Consider the following 17,216-nt stretch of genomic DNA (forward strand, 5'->3'; position numbering starts at 1 on the left):
GCAACCGGGCGCGCGGCGCGCGCGCCCGGTCGTTACGGTCCGGTGCCGGCGGTGTCAGAGCACCGCGCGGAGGATGAAGAAGAAGATCACCGAGAGCACCGCACCGGCGGGGACGGTGATCAGCCACGACAGGAAGATGTTGCGGATCACGGTGAGGTTGATCGCCGAGATGCCGCGCGCCATACCCACGCCCAGGACGGCGCCGACGAGGGTGTGCGTGGTCGAGATCGGCAGGCCGGTGCTGGAAGCCAGCACGATGGTGCTGGCCGCCGACATTTCCGCGGCGAAGCCGCGGCTCGGGGTCAGCGCGGTGATCTGCGTGCCGACGGTCTGCATCACCTTGCGGCCGTAGGTGGCCAGGCCCAGCACGATGCCGCCGCCGCCCAGCAGCAGGACCCACGGCGAGATTGCCGACTTGCCCTCCACCAGGCCCGTCGTGGCAACCGAGATCACCGCCGACACCGGCCCCACTGCGTTGGCGACGTCATTGGAGCCGTGCGCGAATGCCATCGAGCAGGCGGTGATCACCATCAGCACGCCGAAGATGCGCTCGACCGTGGCGAAGCGGAACTTGCGGTCGGCGTCGGGATCGACCTGGATGCGGTCGATGATCAGCTTGCCGGCCACGGCAACGATGATCGAGACGACCGTGGCGATGACGAGGTTCTGCGGGGTCGTCAGGTCCAGGCCCACGTGCTTCAGGCCTTTGGTCAGCGTCATCATCACCACCATGAAGGCGGCGACCAGCATGTACACCGGAACGTACCTGCGGGCCCGTTCGATGGGGTCGGTACGGTCCAGGATCAGCACCTGCACGGTGCGGAAAATGATGAAGGCGATGACGCCCGAGACCAGCGGCGAGACCACCCAGCTCATCACGATCTGTCCGACCTTGCCCCATTGCACCGCGTCCATGCCGATGCCGACGGCGGCAAAACCGACGATGGCGCCGATGATGGAATGGGTGGTGGACACCGGCCAGCCCATCTTCGAGGCGAGGTTGAGCCAGACCGCTGCGGCCAGCAGCGAACCCAGCATGCCGTAGATCATCAGTTCCGGCGTGCCCGCGAGCAGGCTGGCATCGACGATGCCGCTGCGGATGGTGGAGGTGACGCTGCCGCCGGCCAGCACTGCGCCGGCGAACTCGAACACCGCGGCGATGACCACCGCCTGCTTGAAGCTGATCGCTTTCGCGCCGGTGGAGGTGGCCATCGCGTTGGCGACGTCGTTGGCGCCGATCGCCCAGGCCATGTAGAGGCCGAAGACCGCGGCCAGTGCGATGTAGAGGGTCATCTGGTCCATGGGTCGCTCCTCAGCGGGCCAGCAGGCGCTGCAGGCGGCTGCCCACGCGTTGGGCGTAATCACCGACCTCGCCGATCCACTCGATGGCCTGGTACATGAACACCACGTCCACCGGCGGCAGGTCCTTCTCGCGCACGAACAGCGCGGCGCGCACCTCGGCCTGGAGCTGGTCGGTGTCGTCCTCGATTGCGTCGAGCTGGCTGATCATTTCCTCGACCAGTTCGACCTCGGCGCCGCGGAAGCCGGTTTCGAACAGTTCGTCCAGCTCGTGCACGCTGCGCTCGGCCTGGTCCACCGCGTCCACGCAGCGGCGCACCAGCTTCATCAACACGTCGCCGACCTCCGGCGGGAATGCCATGCGCCGGCCGATGACGATGCCCGAGACGTCCTTGGCGGTATTGGCCACGCGGTCCTGGATCATCAGCAGGTCCAGCAGGTCTGCGCGCGCAACCGGCATCCAGAGGTTGTCCGGCAGGTTGAGCCGCACATCCTTCTTCAGGTCGTCGGCGGACTGCTCCCTGGCGACGATCCGGCCGCGTGCCGCGGACGCGGCGTCCCAGTCGCTGCGCAGCACGGCCTCGATGAAGGGCACGAGCTCGCGTGCGCAGGCGGCGGCCTCCTGGATGTGCTTCTGCAACGGGCGCACCGGTGAACGGCCGAAAAGATTGGCGATGAAGCTGTTGGCCATGAAGGGGTCCTTGGGGTGGTGCCGGCGGCGCGCCGACTGTCATCGAACTGAAATTATCGATGAAAAACGCCTCGGGGTTGACCGGCGTGGTGCCGAGGACCCGGTCGCAAGTCTGCTCGCCGGCAACAGACCCGGGGATGGGACGGGGCATGCGATTGCCCGCGACCGCCCGCCAGGCCTTGCTATCGAGGCATTCTGGCCCTGTCGTTCACGTCCGACCGCCTATCGTGCGCCCTTCCGCCCGGACCCGACCCATGTCAGCACAGGGATATGGTGAGTGCGGCCTTCAGCGCCGCTGGACGAAGCCCAGTGCCCCGACTGGGGCGCGCCCTCGCCAGGGAGCCATGGCTTGAGCGGCATGTTCGCCTCGCTTCGCAGCTTCAACTACCGGCTGTGGGCCGCCGGCGCGCTGGTGTCCAACGTGGGCACGTGGATGCAGCGCATCGGCCAGGACTGGCTGGTGCTGACGGTGCTGACCGACCACAGCGCCACCGCGGTGGGCACGGTGATGGCACTGCAATTCGGGCCACCGCTGCTGCTGTTGCCGCTGACCGGCTACGCCGCCGACCACTGGGACCGCCGCAAGTTGCTGATGGCTACCCAGGCCATCTCAGGATTGTTGGCACTGGGCCTCGGCCTGCTCGTGCTCAGCGGCGCGGTGCAGCTGTGGCACGTATACGGGTTCGCGCTGCTGCTGGGTTGCGTGACCGCATTCGACGCGCCGGTGCGGCAGACGTTCGTATCGGACCTCGTCAGCGACGCCGACCTCGCCAACGCGGTCGCGCTCAACTCGGCTTCGTTCAATGCCGCGCGCATGGTCGGCCCCGCGGTGGCGGGCTTGCTGATCGCCGCGGTGGGCGAGGGCTGGCTGTTCATGGTCAACGCGGCCTCGTACGCGGCGGTGCTGGTGTCGCTGGCGTTGCTGCGGGTGCACGAACTGCACGCCGAAGCCGCACCCGAACACACCCGCGGAAGCGTGCTGGCGGGGTTCGGCTACGTCGCCCGCCGTCCCGACCTGATGGCGGTGATGGTGATGCTGGCGCTGATCGGGACGTTCGGCTTCAACTTCGCCATCTTCATTTCCACCATGTCGGTCACCGTGTTCCAGGGCGATGCCAGCCAGTACGGCCTGCTGACCTCGGCGATGGCGGTCGGCACCTTGGCCGGGGCGCTGCTGTCGGCGCGCCGGCCGGAGCCCGGCATGGTGCTGATGGCGGTGTCGGCCGCGGCATTCGGGCTGAGCGTGGCGGTGGCGGCATTGATGCCGGGCCCGGTGTCGTTCGCGGTGGTGCTGTTCTTTGTCGGACTGGCGGCGCTGACCTTCATGACCGCCAGCAACTCGATGATGCAGCTGACCACCGAGCGCGCGATGCGCGGGCGCGTGCTGGCGCTGCGGATTGCCGTGGTGATGGGCGGCACCCCGCTGGGCGCGCCGCTGGTGGGCTGGGTGGTGGACCGCTTCGGCGCGCGTTGGGCGCTGGGCGTGGCTGCGCTGTCGGGGATCGCCGCGGCCGCGGTGGCGGTGCATTACCTCGTGCGCCATCGCGACCTGCGCGTGGCCCGCCACGAAGGACGACTGCGGTTGAGGATCCGACCCGTGCCAGCGGACGTGGCCGGTGTCCGCCTGGCTTCGGGCGAGCGTGTGAAGTAGCCGGGGCAAGAGAAGCACACCCGGGATTGCGGCCCGGCTGTGTCGAGATCACATCCCGGGTGCGGCCGATGGCCTTACCCGGGCTACGGCAGCCGGCGGAGCACATCCATTCCGCAAAGCCCACACGGCGCCGGTTCCGTATCCTGCCCGCTGCCTGCCACTGACGTACGCATCAATGAGCGAGACAGGGATCTACACCGAAGTCGCCGAGTCCATCCTGGAGCACGCCGCGGCCATCGCGCGCCTTGATGTCGGAGTGCTGGGCGCGGACGAATACGACGCGGCGTACGCCACCCGCGTCCATGCCATCCGCCTGGTCGCCGTGTCCTACGTCGACCCGCATCCGGACCGCGAGCTGGTCAGGCAGCTGCGCGCACTGTCGGGCGATGTACCGGGCGTGTTCGTGCACCTTGTGGATGGCGCGGTCGAACTGATCGTCGACAGCGCCAGCCGGCAGCACAAGTTCAAGCTGTGGACTCGGCGGCAGCTGATGAACAACGAGGAAGACGAAACGGACGACGGGTGAACCGCGTCCGGGTCAGGCGGAGGAACATGCCATCGCATGATGCCGGCGCGCACGGACCATCCCGCTCAAGCCTCCGGGTGGCCTCTGGCCGGCCTGTTGATGTGGCATGGGGATAGCCGGTCGGTTGTGGGGTGGCCCGCTTCGGCCGGAACGGCCGTTGTCCGCTTGGTTGGACCCGCCCACACCCAAGGAGATCCACATGATCAAGCGACTGGCTGCCGAGTTGTTGGGGACGTTCTGGCTGGTGCTGGGCGGTTGCGGTAGCGCCGTGCTGGCGGCCAACTTCGGCGGTGAAGGCAATCCGCTGGGTATCGGGCTGCTGGGCGTGTCCCTGGCGTTCGGCCTGACCGTGCTCACGGGGGCGTACGCGCTCGGCCACATCTCCGGTGGGCACTTCAACCCCGCGGTGAGTTTCGGCTTGTGGGCCGGCGGCCGGTTCCCGATCCGGGACTTGGCGCCTTACGTGGTGGCGCAGGTGGTGGGCGGCGCGCTTGCCGCTTTCGTCCTGCTGCAGATCGCGGGCGGGCAGCCGGGCTTCGCCATCGATCCCGCCGCCCCCGGCACCTTCGCCAGCAACGGCTACGGCGCAATGTCGCCCGGGGGGTATGGCGTCGCGGCGGCGTTCCTGTGCGAGGTCGTACTGACCGCGATGTTCCTGGTCGTGATCATGGGCGCGACCCATCACCGTGCGCCCGTGGGGTTCGCCCCGCTTGCGATCGGTCTTGCGCTGACGCTGATCCACCTGATCAGCATTCCGGTCACCAATACTTCGGTCAATCCGGCGCGTTCCACGGCCGTCGCGCTGTTCGCCGGGCCGCAGGCGATCTCCCAGCTGTGGCTGTTCTGGTTGGCACCGATCGTAGGCGGGCTGCTGGGCGGCGTGACCTACGGATGGCTGGGCAGGGACCGACCGGACATCGTCGGCAATCCGCGCGAAGCGGCCTAACGGGGCTTCGCCCTGAGTGGACGGCTGGATCAGCGCATGAGCTGACGGTGCACAGCTCGCTGACAGGCACGCCGCTGCGCACGAATTAAAGCGCGATCCAATTCAACACGGCGCTAGTCGAGCCGCCGGTCGACGCGGCCGAACCACGGGCCAAGCAGGCGACTACGGTGCGGGCGCACTTCCGGGCGGGAAGGCCGCGAACATCCGGGTCACCGCGGTCTGGATGTCGGCGGTGGCCGCCGCCGGATCCCGCTTGACCGTGCCTTCGGCGATACCCCGCCAGATGGCCTGGCGGGTCCGGGTATCGAACATGTCGACCGCCAGGGTGCCGACCGTGTAGCTGCGCACGCGGGTGCTGCCATACCCGCCCCAGCCGTCCCAACCGCCCCATCCACCCCAGCCGCTCCAGCCGCTCCAGCCCCAGCCTCCCCAGTAGGGCCCGCCGTAGAAGGCGTCCATCTCGTATTCGCGGTGGCTGTCGACATGCGCAGCGACGGCGACATCGCCGTCCGCGGCCACTTGCGTCCAGCCCTTGGCACGCAGTTGCGCGTCGACGGCATCGACGATGCGCTGCGTCATCAGGGGCGAAATCCCCTCCGGCTTCTCGTCCCAGCTGTAGGTCCGGTACGTGGAGAACTGCGCGGCCGGGTTGTAGTCCGTGTAGACACTGATCGTGCTGCATGCGAGCAGCCCCAGCGCCAGGATGAAGGTGACGAGGATGCGGATCATGGTGGCCTCCTCCGTTGGAGACGGTTGCCGACACCCGTGGGTAGGGTCCTCCCGGGCAGGTTTCGTCGTCGTGAAGCCCGGTCTTGCGGCCACCCGTGGCGGCTTACTCCGTCTTCGCGCGCGGCAGTTGCTTCAACGTGCGCGTGGCGACCTCGTCCAGGTCGACCGTGCCGGCGTCCTTCGCTCGCACGGAACCCCGGTAGAGCGCGCGCCACAGCACGCGGTAATCTGATGGCTGGATCACCTCGATCATCAGTCCACCCTCGATGAGGTCGGTAGCGTCCACCTTGATCGTCGGTGCGCCGTTGGCGCCCCGGGTCACGATCTGCGAACAGCCCTCGCCGGTGCATTCAACCGCGCTTTCGGGGGCGGTCGCCAAACCGGTGTCGCGCACGATGGCCTCCTGCAGGTCACGCATGCCAACGCGATAGGCCACGGCAATGTCCGCCTCGCGGATGTTGTCGATGCGGCGGTAGCCCTTGGCCTGCAGCACCGTGTCGAGCGATGCCTGCAGGCGCGCGCGCAAGGCCGGATCCTGGACACGCGGGTCGGATTCCGCGGGCAGGGTGGACGGCATCGGCACCCAGGCGTACGTGGAGCCGGGCAGGGACGTGGCGGGCTTGGAGACGGTCACGTGCGCGGCCGGAGCGCGCGTTTGCGCCGTCGTGGCTGGTGCAGCGGCGAGCAATGCAATGCAGCAGGCGAGTACAAGGCCGGTCGATCTCATGGTGTCGTCCTTCCGTGATGTAGGCGCAAGGGGCTGCGGGTGGGTCGCCCGCATCCTGCCTGATACGCGCTCGATTGCGACAGAGCCGCCTGTCAGCCAACGGAGTCAGGGTCGATTGGAGGCCGCCAAGTGGAGGTCCATCCGGGCGTCCTGGGGCGCGCCCGATCGCCGCGTCCTAAAGTAGGGCGTACGCGACCGCGTCCCTGTCGCCTTCGAACAGGAGCCCTCAGATGATCACCTGCGTCGTGCACTACACGATCGACCCCGCCCAGACCGGTACCTTCGAGCGCTTTGCGCAGGCGTGGATGCGACTGGTCGCCAAGCACGGCGGGCACCACCACGGTTACTTCCTGCCGGCCGAGGGCGCATGCGACCTGGCGCTGGCCCTCTTCAGCTTCGACAGCCTGGCGCGCTACGAGCAGTACCGCGCGCTGTTCGGGCGCGACCCTGAATTCATCGAGGCGGACCGGATCCGCGACGAATCGGGATGCGTGCTGCGGTACGAACGCACCTTCATGCGGCCCCTGCTGCCCGAGCAGCCCGTTGGCGGCGTTTAAGGCGCGCTGTCACGGATCGGCCTGCCCATGCGTCCTGGCCCTGTGTTGACCGGAAATCGTTCCTCCATGGACTCTGTCATCGACCTGTTCGAGCACCATCGGCCGCGCCTGTTCGGGTTGGCCTACCGCATGCTCGGTACGCCCGCCGACGCCGAGGACGTGCTGCATGACGCGTGGCTGCGGCTGCACGCACAGGACCTGGACGCGCTGGACGACCCGGAGGCGTGGCTGGTCACGGTTACCACGCGGCTGGCGCTGGACCGCCTGCGCCGTGCGCGGACCGAGCGGGAGGCCTACGTCGGCCCGTGGCTGCCCGAGCCGCTGGTGCCGGAGGCCGAACAGCCCGAGGCCACGCTCGAGCGCGGGGAAACGCTGACGTTGTCGTTCCTGCTGCTGCTGGAACGGCTGAGCCCGGACGAGCGCGCGGCGTTCCTGCTGCGAGAGGTGTTCGACTACAGCCACGCCGAGGCCGCGGCGATCCTCGACATCACCGAGGACGCATGCCGCCAGCGCGTGCATCGCGCCAAGGTGCGCCTGCGGGAGGGGCGTCCGCGCTTCGATGTGGACCAGGCCGCACAGCGCCGGTTGCTGCAGCGGTTCGTCGCGGCGATGGAAGCACCGACGCTCGACACCTTGCGCGAACTGTTTGCCGAGGACGCGCTGCATATCAGCGATGGCGGCGGTGTCGCGCGCGCCACGCTTCGGCCGCTGCACGGCGCCGACCGGATCGCGCGGCTCTACCTGCAACTGGGCCGCAACTTCACCGGCCCCGGCGTGCGCTACGAGCCGGCCACGCTCAACGGCGCACCGGCGCTGTTCATGCGCGATGGCGACACGTTGCTGGCCGCGATCTGGATCGAGTCCGACGTCGATCGCATCACCGCCATCCACGCGTTGCGCCACCCGGACAAGCTCGCGCGACTGCTGGCTGTCACGAAACCGGCAGGCACCGCGTCCTTGCATTGAAACGGCCAAACGCGGCCGCTGATGCAAGGAGTGTTTCGATGACCCGTTTTTCCGTGCAACGCCACTACGCCGCCCTGCAGCCCTTGATCGCACTGAACGCAGGCATCCACACCGCCGGGCGGCTGGAGCCTGCGCTGATCGAACTGGTGCTGATGCGCGTGTCGCAGATCAACGGCTGCGCGTACTGCCTGGACATGCACAGCAAGGATGCCCGCGCCGCCGGCGAGACCGAACAGCGCCTGTACATGCTGCCGGCCTGGCGCGAGACGAAGGTGTACAGCGAGCGCGAGCAGATCGCCCTTGCGTGGGCCGAAGAGCTGACCGAACTGGCCTCGCGCGAGGCCGTGTCCGATGCGCTGTATGAGAAGGCGCGCCAACTGTTCGACGAGGCCGAGCTGGTCGACCTGACGATGCTGGTGGTCGCGATCAACGGCTTCAACCGGATCAACATTGCCGCACGGTCCATTGGCGGCCATTACCGGCCCGCCGCGCATGCGGCAACGCCGCGTCGCGCGATGCCGGCGTCCGACGCCCAGCCCGCCTGAGGCCTGCAAAGCAGCGTCGATGACGCCCGCGGGGCCGCCACCCGGAGGTGGGGGCTGGCTCCGCGTTGCCGCTGCGGGCGGGCTTGGCCCAGGTCGGCGAGACCCTCACCCGGAATGCCGGACAATGCGCGGCCCGCCCCATCGCCGAACCCCATGTCCGCACTGCGCGTGTTCCTGATTGCCCTGCTGCTCGCCGCCAACACGGTGCTGCACGTGGTGCCGTTGCTGGTCGTGGCTGTGGTCAAGGCGTTGCTGCCGATCGAGCGGCTGCGCGCGGCCAGCAGCCGATGGCTTACCGGCATCGCGGAAAGCTGGATCGGGGTGAACGGCTGGATGCTGGACCGGTTCTCGCGCACCCGGGTCCACGTGGAGGAGGACGCCGTACTGGAGCCGGACGGCCACTACCTGGTGCTGGCCAACCACCAGAGCTGGGTGGACATCGTGGTCCTGCAGCGGGTGTTCAACCGGCGCATCCCGCTGATGCGTTTCTTCCTCAAGCAGCAGCTGATCTGGGTGCCGCTGCTGGGCGTGGCGTGGTGGGCGCTGGATTTTCCATTCATGGCCCGGCACACGCGCGAGCAGATCCAGCGGCGCCCGGAACTGGCCGGCCGCGACATCGAGGCCACGCGCCGGGCCTGCGAGAAGTTCCGGGCCATCCCCGTGGCCATCATGAATTTCGTCGAGGGCACGCGCTTCACACCGGCCAAGCACGAAAGACAGGAGTCGCCACACCGGCACCTGCTCAAGCCCCGGGCGGGCGGCGTGGCGTTCGTGCTGGATGCGATGGGCGACGGGCTGCACGCCATCCTGGACGTGACCATCGCCTATCCCGGCGGGCGGCCGTCGCTGGTCGACCTCATCGCCAACCGCGTGCCCGAGGTGCGGGTGCAGGTCCGCCAGCGCGCCATCCCGGTGGAACTCGCGGGCGGCGACTACCAGTCGGACGCGGACTTCCGCGCGCGTTTCCAGCAATGGATCAACGGGGTGTGGCTGGAGAAGGACGCCGACATGGAGCGCCTGTTGGGGCCGCCGGCCAGTTCCGGCCGCCGTACGATGGGTTGAGCGCAGCGACACCCGTCTTTGGATGTTCGGCGCCGGACGATGGGTATCGCCTGCGGCCCAACCCGTCCTGCGACCCCACTCCGTATTCGTTCGCGCGGTCAATTGCCGGACGCGAAGAAGTTGGCCCCGTCGCCACCGCGTAGCGGATAGGCCCAACCCGCCTCGATGTCGATGTTGACGAACCACGTCAGGCGCGCGCGAACGCCGAGGCCGACGTTCGCGTACGGCGACCCGTTCCTCCGGCCCTCGCGGTCGTCGTCGGTTCCGCCGACTTCGACGAAGGCCATCAGCCGCAGCCAGTTCCACTTGACCGGTCGCAGGTACTGCAGCGAGCCGTAGTAGTACCGATCGCCCTCCAGGAAGTCCGAGTCGTAGCCTCGCATCCGGCTCGAGCCGCCCAGCGAGAACGCATTGCGGCTCCTGGGCCCGCCGACCAGTACGCCACCACTGGCCAGTGCCTCGATGGTCTGGTGGGGCGTGGTGCCGATTGCGCGCGACTGGACGTAGTCCACGGTGGCGCGCGTGTAGTCGTAGTCCGAGCCCAGATCGCGCGAAGCGGCTTCGATTCGGGACGAGAAGCGCCGCCCCGTTTCGTTATAGATGTGGAAGCGCAAGTCGTCGTAATCGGCGGTGCCGACCAGCGCCACGGCCTGTCCGTCCGCCGGCGGTGCGAACACGCCCGCGGTGTCCTGCCGTTGCCAGAGGACTCCGCCACCCACGATCCAGCCCGCTCGCGGCCGCCCGATGCGCAGGTCACGCGCCACGCCGACTTCGGCGTGGTCGAAGGTTTCCTCGAAGCTGTCATCGGTCACCTCGTCGCTGACCGGATCGATCACCGGGGTTACCCGTTCGCGCCGCTCCAGGCGGGTGCGCAGTTCGTATGGGCTGTCGAACAGGTACGGCGCGCGGTAGGCGAGGGCGACGCTTTTCTCCTCGCGCCGGTCGCGCTCCTCCGGGTAGTCGCCGCTTTCCACGGACAGGTTGAGCCGGTGGTTGAGCCCCCACACGTTCGACCACCGCAGCTGCGCGCCGTAGCTCACGTCGCGGTCGGAGTTCGCATCCACGCGGGGCAGCACCAGCAGGTGGTACTTCTCCCGAAGCGAAACCTGCAGGACCACGCCACCGTCCACCGGCCGCTGGGTGACGTCGACCTCCCGGAACAGGCCCAGGTCGCTTACCGCCTGCCGGCCGCGCGCGATGCGGGCGGGGTCGGCAGGTTCTCCCGGCGCGAGGTCGAGCTCACGCAGGATCACCTTGTCGCGCGTGTTCTCGTTGCCGCTGAGTTCGATGCCGACGATGCGTGGCCACGGCGGGGTCGGTGGCGCCTGCGAGGCGGCCGGCAGGTACGCCCACAGCGCGATGGCGCCAAGCACCGCCTGCAGGAGTGGCCGGGTCGGGGGCATGCATCCCTCGGATGGCAGGGACGGGATCGGGGTGGCCCCGTCGCTACGGCCAACGGAAACGGGCGCCAGCGCGGGTCAGCACGGCTGCGCAGTCACCGGCGACCGCACCCGGATCGGCGGGCGCGCCCGACCCATTCTCGCGGCCCACCCACTGCTCATCCGGCTACGGGGCGTCAACGCTGGTCCAGCTCGTGATGGATCAGCACGACACACTGCGAGGCGAACAGCATCGTCCGGCCCAGGGTGATGCGGGTGGCGCCGAGGCGGTCGAGGCTGCCGAAGGTCTTTTTCGGCATCGGGATGTGGTCGGTCAGCAGGAAGCAGGGGTTGCCGTCGAACGCCTGCTCGCGGATCGGCGTGCCCTTCCGGTCCATCACGAACAGCTGGTGGTCTTCCGCCAGTTGCTGGAATAGCCGTTCGAAGCTGATCGTGCGCACGGTGACGCCCGATTCCACCGGCCGCTCCTCTTCCTTGCCCATCCCGCGCGACGCATCCAGCGCCTTGGCGACCTTGCCCAGCAAGGCCTGCTCGTTCAAGCCGCCGATGTCGTGCATGGCGCTGGCTTCGAAGCGGATCGTGCGCGAGTAGTCCTGCGTGCTTTCAAGTACCAGGTAGACGACCACGTCGGGGCGGTGGGACTGGGCCACGAAGATGGCGTTCATCAGCGTGTGCGCCAGGATCTCCGTGTGGGCCTCCTGGCCGACGCCGGCCAGCAGCTTCGCGCTGTCGGTCGGCGCGGCGCGCGCCCTGAGTACAAAGGTTCGCATGCTTCTCGTCGCAGGTCCGTCCGGCGCGGCACCCGGCGGCCGCGCCGGGATTGTCCCTGAAATCCAGCCGTGCGCGTGGCATGGCCGGACCTGCAGCCCGCTCCCGGACGTCCGGCGTCCGGGAGCGGCGGGGGGTCAGCCGTGCACGCGGAACAGCGGCAGCGACATCGTCGCGAGGCTGTAGTGGCCGCGGATTTCGCGCCGCGCGGGCCGGTCGTAGTCGTTGTCGTTGATGCCCGGCGCGCCGGCGTTGGTGGCGTACCCGACCAGGTACGGAAGCCGGTCCGGGGTGACGTCGATCGCGCCGTCGAGGTTGCAGCGCAGGCAGTTGGGGGATTGCGTGGGGGATTTCATGGTGGTGCTCCCATCATCATTGCAGGGGTGCAGCAGAGGACACGGGCCGGCGTGGTCACGCGACGCATGACCGAGACGGATCGCGCTTGGCGTCCGAGGTGCGGATGAGGAACAACTGGTTGAGCGGGCTCCTTGGCCGCTGCGCGGCACGGGCCGATGCCAGGGCGGTGGCCAGCGAGGGTTGGCCGGCGCGGATCGCCGCCTCCAGCAGCGTCAGGTCGAGCAGGTCGCGCTGGGCGTGGCTGCCGCCGAAGCGCTGCGCATTGCCGCGGAGCGGGTGCAGCAGGGCGACCGCGTCGGCATAGCGCGCCTCGCCGAAGGCCTGCACCGCGAGCGCGGCATCCAGGCCGACGTCGCGGGCGAACGCAGCGGTGTCGCCGGTGCCCGTGGCCGCCACGACCTGCATAGACTCGAGCACAGCGCGTTGCGCAGTAATGCGACCGCTCCCGACGAAAGCCATCATCGCGTGCCAGTCGTTGAAGGCGTAGTTGCCGGCACCCGCCACCGGCGCCCAGCCGTCGGCCACGGTTTCCCAGCGGTCGCCCACGTCCACACCGCGCAGGTGCAGGCGCCACAGCAGCGCGGTGGCGTCGATCAGGTCCATGACCACGCCGGACCGCGCGCCGTGGATCGGCGCGTCGAACAGGCGCAGCGCTTCATCGACGTGGCCCAGCTCAAGCCGGAACAGCGCCAGGTGCCACCAGTTGTGCACGGCGAAGAAGCTGTCGCGCGACCAGGCGTCGGTGTCGGCCTGCAGCCAGGCGATGCCTTCATCGGTGCGGCCCTGCATTTCCATCACGTGGGTGACGGCGTGCCAGCCCCAGCCGTCGCGCGGTTCGTGCTGCACGCTCAAGCGGCCAAAGTGCTCGGCCTGCGCGTACTGCCCGCACTCTTCCAGGCCGAAGGCGTGCATCCCGAGCATCGCGTGGTAGCCGGGCTGGTCACTGCTCCATGCCGGCAGGGCGCGGGCGATGCGGTCGCGCAGCATGCGTGCGTCGCCGGTGAAGAAGTCCAGCAGGTGGCCGGCCTGCAGCGCGAGCGCATCGCGAGGATGGTCGGCGCTGACGTCCTCCAGCACCCGCGCCGCCGCGCGCCAATGGCCGTCCAGCAGCAGCTCGATGGCCCGCAGGTGGCCGCGTTCACGGTCGTTGGATGGCAGACGGGCGGCGGTGCGCAGGCAGTCGCGTGCGACGGGCAGGGCGGCGGGCTCGGTGCCGAGCAGGTGCAGCCAGGCCTTCATTACATGGGCCATCGTCATGGCCGGGCTGGCCGCCAGCGCCCGGTCCACCGTGGCTACCGGGTCGTCGATGTAGCAGCGCAGCTCGTGGCTGGCCTGTTCGAACGCAGCCAGGCTGTCGGCGGTTGCGCCCGTCACGGCGTGGTTCGCATAATCGCGCATGGTCATGGCTCGTGCTCCCGTGGAGTGCCGGACCCTCCGGCTTGGGACACACTCTCGCGCTGCCGCGGGAGCCGCGGAATGGCCGCGCCGCCGGATCGCTGTGCCGTACCGCCGCCAATGGCCGGTGGACCGCCATGGATGCCCTGTCTGACCTGCTGAGGGTGCTGCGCTTCACCGGCGGGGTCTTCCTCGACGCCACCTTCCGCACGCCCTGGTGCGTGTATTCGCAGGTCACCCGCGAGGACTGCACGCCCGACACGCCCAGCGCCAGCCTGGTGGCGTTCCACTACGTGCTCGACGGCCATGTCGAGATCAGCATCGGCGACGCGCCGCCGCGTGCCTGCCGCGCGGGTGACCTGATCGTGGTGGTGCGCAACGACGTGCACCGCTTCGGCAGCGACCTCACGCTGCCGCCGATGCACGTCGAGTCGATCCTCCGCGAGGCCAGCCACGAGGACGTGGCCCAGCTGGACACCGGCAACGGCGACGACGTCATCAGCCGGTTCGTCTGCGGGTACCTCGGCACCTCGGTGAAGTCGCACCCGCTGCTGGATGCGCTGCCGGACCTGCTGGTCGCCAACGTGCGCGAGCGGCCGTGCGCGGAGTGGGTCGAGAGCTCGTTCCGGTTCGCCGCGCGCACGCATGTGGCGCACCAGCCCGGCGCGCAGGACGTGCTTGCGCGCCTGTCGGAGCTACTTTTCGTCGAGGCGGTGCGCGAGTACATCGAGCACCTTCCGCCCGAAGGCACCGATTGGCTGTCGGCACTGCGCGACCCGCCTCTGGCACGCGCGCTGTCGGCGCTGCACGGGCGGGTGGCGCATCCGTGGACCACGGAACAGCTCGCGGACGAGGCACTGATGTCGCGCTCGGCATTCGCCGAACGTTTCGCGCGTACGCTGGGCGTGCCGCCGATGACCTACCTGACGCGCTGGCGGATGCTGGTGGCCGCGCAACGACTGCGCGAATCGCGTGCGTCCATCGGGCAGATCGCCGCGGACGTAGGCTACGAGTCCGAATCGACCTTCACCCGTGCCTACACCCGCGAGATGGGCATCACGCCGGGTGCGTACCGGCGCAGCCAGCCGGCCGCGTGACTTGGTTCGATCAAGCATCGGCACGGCGTGTCGATCCCCGCGGCGCTCATTCGTCGCCATAGGCGACATCAACGGAAACCACGGGAGTGAGTGGATGAGAAAGCTGGTTGCAGGCACCTTCCTGACACTGGACGGCGTGATGCAGGCACCGGGCGCGCCCGACGAGGACCGCGAGGGTGGTTTCGCCCATGGCGGCTGGCTGGTGCCGTACTTCGACGATCGCCTCGTCGAGGTCATGACCGACTGGACCACCCGTGCCGGTGGCTTCGTGCTGGGGCGGAAGACCTACGAGATGTTCGCCGCGTCCTGGCCAAGATCGACCGATCCGGCGGACGCAACCGCCGTCGCACTCAACACGCGACCCAAGTACGTGGCCTCGCGCACCCTGTCGAGCCTGGACTGGGAGAACTCGACGTTGCTCGGTGCGGACATCGCGGCCGAGGTGGTGCGGCTCAAGGCAGGGGAGGGCGGGGAACTGCAGGTGCACGGCAGCGGCGACCTGCTGCAGACGCTGCTGCGGCATGACCTGGTCGACACGTTGCGGCTGTGGACGTTCCCGGTCGTGCTGGGCACCGGCAAGCGGCTGTTCGGCGCGGGCACCATCCCGCTGGGGTTCCGTCTGGTCGAGTCGCTGCAGACGTCCACCGGCGCCGTGCTGCACGTGTACGACCGCGTCGGCACGCTGAAATACGGCTCGGTGGAGGTGGGCGAGGAGACGGTGGTCTACGACCAGGACTGAAGCCGGGTCGGGTTGAGTCGCGGTCGCGACCATCAGTTCTCGTACTGGGCTTCCTCGCGCCCCTGCTGCCGGATCAGCGCCAGCTCGCGCGCGTCGTTGATCGCATCGCGGACGCCGTCCAGGTCGACGCTGCGCTCGTCGAAGGTGAAGTGCCCGGTCAGCACAGTGTCGGGCTGCAGCTCACCGGCCTCGAACAGCGCCCACATCTCCTCGCCAAACCAGGTGTCGAGCAGGTCGGGCGCCCAGCGTCCGAGGCTGGCGGTGAGGTTGTTGACGTCGCGCAGCAGCATGGTGCGCGCGGCGTTGTTGCCGGCCGCGCTCACCACCTGCGGGAAATCGATGACGACCGGGCCGTCGGGACCGACCAGCACGTTGTAGGCCGACAGGTCGCCGTGGATCAGGCCGCAGCACAGCATCCGCACCACCTGCCGCACCAGCACGGCGTGGAACTCCCGCGCCTGCGCTTCATCCAGTTCGACTTCGCCCAGGCGCGGCGCGGTGAAGCCTTCGGCGTCGGTCACCAGCTCCATCACCAGCACGCCGTGGAAGAAGCCGTGCGGCTCGGGCACGCGCACGCCGGCGTCGCGCAGCTGGTACAGCGCGTCGACCTCGGCGTTCTTCCATTCCGCTTCCTTCTGCCGGCGGCCGTAGCGGCTGCCGGTGGCGACGGCGCGCGCTTCGCGGCTGCCGCGCGACTTGCGCCCTTCCTGGTATTGCACGCGCTTCTGGAAACTGCGCTGCGCCATGTCCTTGTAGACCTTCGCGCAGCGCACGTCGTTGCCAGCACGCACCACGTACACGGCCGCTTCCTTGCCGCTCTTGAGCGGGCGTACGACTTCATCGATGACGCCTTCGTCGATCAGCGTCAGCAGGCTTGCAGGAGTCTTCACAGGGTCCGTGGGATGGGGCACGCGGCCGGAGGGGCACGCATCGGGCGCGCAGTGTGGCGGAAAAGCGCCGTCGGTGCGTGGATTGCCGCTGGCAACGCTCCTCCCATCGGGGACGGTTCACATACCCGAGCGGGCCGTTAACCGTGCCGGGGCAGGGCGGGCGTGCTTGTCGATGGATTCAGACCGCGGCCCGTACGGTCGGTGGCCTGATCCACACCGGGAGTACCCGATGAAGCACCTGCTGATTGCCAGTGCGCTGACGATGATGACGCTGTCCGGGGCGGCGGTCGCCGATGGCCGCGATCGCGACCGGGACGACCGCAAGGACTACCGCGAGTGGCAGCGCGAGGCGTTGAAGGACCGGCGCGAAGCCCAGCGCGAGTACGAAAAGGACCGCCGCGAATACGAGAAGGACCGCCGTGAAGCCCAGCGGGAATACTGGAAGGACCGGGCCGAGGCCGAGCGCGAATACGCCAAGGACCGCCGCGAGGCCCTGCGGGAACGCGAGAAGGCCCAACGCCGCTGGGCGCGTGGCCAGCACATCCCGCGCGACTACCTGTATGACCGCTACTACGTGCGCGATTACCGCGCCTACGACTTGGCCCCGCCCCCGAACGGCCACATGTGGGTCCGTCCGGACGCCCAGGACGATACGTACTACCTGGTGCAGCTGGCCACCGGCCTGATCTCCGGGATCCTCGGCGACTGAGGGCGCAACTATCGCCCGGCTACAAGTTCCAACGGAAACACGCCCCAACAGAAAAGGCCCGGATCTCTCCGGGCCTTTTTCTTTGAACATCGCGGACTGTTGAGCGACCTACGTCGGCATGAACGGTTTGGCCGCCTTCTTGTCCCGCTTCTCGGCCTTCTT

At 68.8% G+C, this 17,216-nt stretch carries 19 protein-coding genes; 10 read left to right on the forward strand and 9 right to left on the reverse strand.

Annotated features, from left to right (window positions below; all coding sequences use genetic code 11):
- Positions 1-54 precede the first annotated feature (54 nt).
- Both K6753_RS04835 and K6753_RS04840 read right to left on the reverse strand, forming a co-directional pair.
- Complete coding sequence (locus K6753_RS04835) at positions 55-1,302, reverse strand: inorganic phosphate transporter (protein WP_223675049.1); 1,248 nt, start codon at positions 1,300-1,302, stop codon at positions 55-57.
- 10 nt (positions 1,303-1,312) lie between these two features.
- Positions 1,313-1,990 (reverse strand): TIGR00153 family protein, encoded by a 678-nt coding sequence (locus tag K6753_RS04840; protein WP_223675050.1) that lies wholly within the window; start codon positions 1,988-1,990, stop codon positions 1,313-1,315.
- 358 nt (positions 1,991-2,348) lie between these two features.
- On the opposite strand from K6753_RS04840, the gene K6753_RS04845 reads away from it, so the two are divergent.
- From K6753_RS04845 to aqpZ, 3 genes are all read left to right on the forward strand, one after another.
- Positions 2,349-3,641 (forward strand): MFS transporter, encoded by a 1,293-nt coding sequence (locus tag K6753_RS04845; protein ID WP_223675051.1) that lies wholly within the window; start codon positions 2,349-2,351, stop codon positions 3,639-3,641.
- A 175-nt stretch (positions 3,642-3,816) separates the two neighbouring features.
- Positions 3,817-4,167, forward strand: a complete 351-nt coding sequence (locus K6753_RS04850; RefSeq protein ID WP_223675052.1) for a hypothetical protein — start codon at positions 3,817-3,819, stop codon at positions 4,165-4,167.
- A gap of 193 nt (positions 4,168-4,360) precedes the next feature.
- Entirely contained in the window at positions 4,361-5,113 is a 753-nt protein-coding gene (gene aqpZ / locus K6753_RS04855; RefSeq protein WP_319936654.1) for an aquaporin Z, read from the forward strand.
- A gap of 162 nt (positions 5,114-5,275) precedes the next feature.
- On the opposite strand, the gene K6753_RS04860 is transcribed toward aqpZ, so the two are convergent.
- Both K6753_RS04860 and K6753_RS04865 read right to left on the reverse strand, forming a co-directional pair.
- Positions 5,276-5,842: a DUF4136 domain-containing protein gene (locus K6753_RS04860; RefSeq protein WP_223675054.1), complete on the reverse strand. Its 567-nt coding sequence runs from the start codon at positions 5,840-5,842 to the stop codon at positions 5,276-5,278.
- A 103-nt stretch (positions 5,843-5,945) separates the two neighbouring features.
- Positions 5,946-6,569 carry a DUF4136 domain-containing protein gene (locus K6753_RS04865; protein WP_223675055.1) on the reverse strand — a complete coding sequence of 208 codons (624 nt, stop codon included), beginning with the start codon at positions 6,567-6,569 and terminating at the stop codon, positions 5,946-5,948.
- Between the two features lie 230 nt (positions 6,570-6,799).
- Here K6753_RS04865 and K6753_RS04870 point away from each other — a divergent pair, with 230 nt between their 5' ends.
- The 4 genes from K6753_RS04870 to K6753_RS04885 all read left to right on the forward strand — a co-directional run bounded on the left by K6753_RS04870 (position 6,800) and on the right by K6753_RS04885 (position 9,699).
- On the forward strand, positions 6,800-7,126 hold the full coding sequence (locus K6753_RS04870) for an NIPSNAP family protein (RefSeq protein WP_223675056.1): 327 nt from the start codon (positions 6,800-6,802) through the stop codon (positions 7,124-7,126).
- A 66-nt stretch (positions 7,127-7,192) separates the two neighbouring features.
- Complete coding sequence (gene sigJ / locus K6753_RS04875; RefSeq protein ID WP_223675057.1) at positions 7,193-8,092, forward strand: RNA polymerase sigma factor SigJ; 900 nt, start codon at positions 7,193-7,195, stop codon at positions 8,090-8,092.
- Between the two features lie 38 nt (positions 8,093-8,130).
- Positions 8,131-8,637 carry a carboxymuconolactone decarboxylase family protein gene (locus K6753_RS04880; RefSeq protein WP_223675058.1) on the forward strand — a complete coding sequence of 169 codons (507 nt, stop codon included), beginning with the start codon at positions 8,131-8,133 and terminating at the stop codon, positions 8,635-8,637.
- Between the two features lie 153 nt (positions 8,638-8,790).
- Positions 8,791-9,699, forward strand: coding sequence for an acyltransferase (locus K6753_RS04885; protein WP_223675059.1), 909 nt, complete (start codon positions 8,791-8,793; stop codon positions 9,697-9,699).
- Between the two features lie 98 nt (positions 9,700-9,797).
- Here K6753_RS04885 and K6753_RS04890 read toward each other — a convergent pair whose 3' ends face one another.
- The 4 genes from K6753_RS04890 to K6753_RS04905 form a co-directional block, all read right to left on the reverse strand.
- Positions 9,798-11,102 (reverse strand): BamA/TamA family outer membrane protein, encoded by a 1,305-nt coding sequence (locus tag K6753_RS04890; RefSeq protein ID WP_223675060.1) that lies wholly within the window; start codon positions 11,100-11,102, stop codon positions 9,798-9,800.
- 173 nt (positions 11,103-11,275) lie between these two features.
- On the reverse strand, positions 11,276-11,869 hold the full coding sequence (trmY, locus tag K6753_RS04895; protein ID WP_223675061.1) for a tRNA (pseudouridine(54)-N(1))-methyltransferase TrmY: 594 nt from the start codon (positions 11,867-11,869) through the stop codon (positions 11,276-11,278).
- 135 nt (positions 11,870-12,004) lie between these two features.
- The gene (locus tag K6753_RS04900) at positions 12,005-12,223 is read right to left on the reverse strand and encodes a hypothetical protein (protein WP_223675062.1); all 219 of its coding nucleotides are present in this window, start codon (positions 12,221-12,223) and stop codon (positions 12,005-12,007) included.
- 55 nt (positions 12,224-12,278) lie between these two features.
- Positions 12,279-13,628, reverse strand: coding sequence for a tetratricopeptide repeat protein (locus K6753_RS04905; RefSeq protein WP_223675063.1), 1,350 nt, complete (start codon positions 13,626-13,628; stop codon positions 12,279-12,281).
- A gap of 128 nt (positions 13,629-13,756) precedes the next feature.
- On the opposite strand from K6753_RS04905, the gene K6753_RS04910 reads away from it, so the two are divergent.
- Both K6753_RS04910 and K6753_RS04915 read left to right on the forward strand, forming a co-directional pair.
- The gene (locus tag K6753_RS04910) at positions 13,757-14,716 is read left to right on the forward strand and encodes an AraC family transcriptional regulator (RefSeq protein ID WP_223675064.1); all 960 of its coding nucleotides are present in this window, start codon (positions 13,757-13,759) and stop codon (positions 14,714-14,716) included.
- 94 nt (positions 14,717-14,810) lie between these two features.
- Positions 14,811-15,455, forward strand: a complete 645-nt coding sequence (locus K6753_RS04915; protein WP_223675065.1) for a dihydrofolate reductase family protein — start codon at positions 14,811-14,813, stop codon at positions 15,453-15,455.
- A 32-nt stretch (positions 15,456-15,487) separates the two neighbouring features.
- On the opposite strand, the gene K6753_RS04920 is transcribed toward K6753_RS04915, so the two are convergent.
- The gene (locus K6753_RS04920; protein WP_223675066.1) at positions 15,488-16,345 is read right to left on the reverse strand and encodes a PA4780 family RIO1-like protein kinase; all 858 of its coding nucleotides are present in this window, start codon (positions 16,343-16,345) and stop codon (positions 15,488-15,490) included.
- A gap of 229 nt (positions 16,346-16,574) precedes the next feature.
- Between K6753_RS04920 and K6753_RS04925 the strand changes: the two genes are divergently transcribed.
- On the forward strand, positions 16,575-17,054 hold the full coding sequence (locus K6753_RS04925; RefSeq protein WP_223675067.1) for an RcnB family protein: 480 nt from the start codon (positions 16,575-16,577) through the stop codon (positions 17,052-17,054).
- Positions 17,055-17,216: the final 162 nt, after the last annotated feature.

It is taken from the genome of Novilysobacter selenitireducens (assembly GCF_020026895.1).
Taxonomy (GTDB): Bacteria; Pseudomonadota; Gammaproteobacteria; order Xanthomonadales; family Xanthomonadaceae; genus Lysobacter_C; species Lysobacter_C selenitireducens.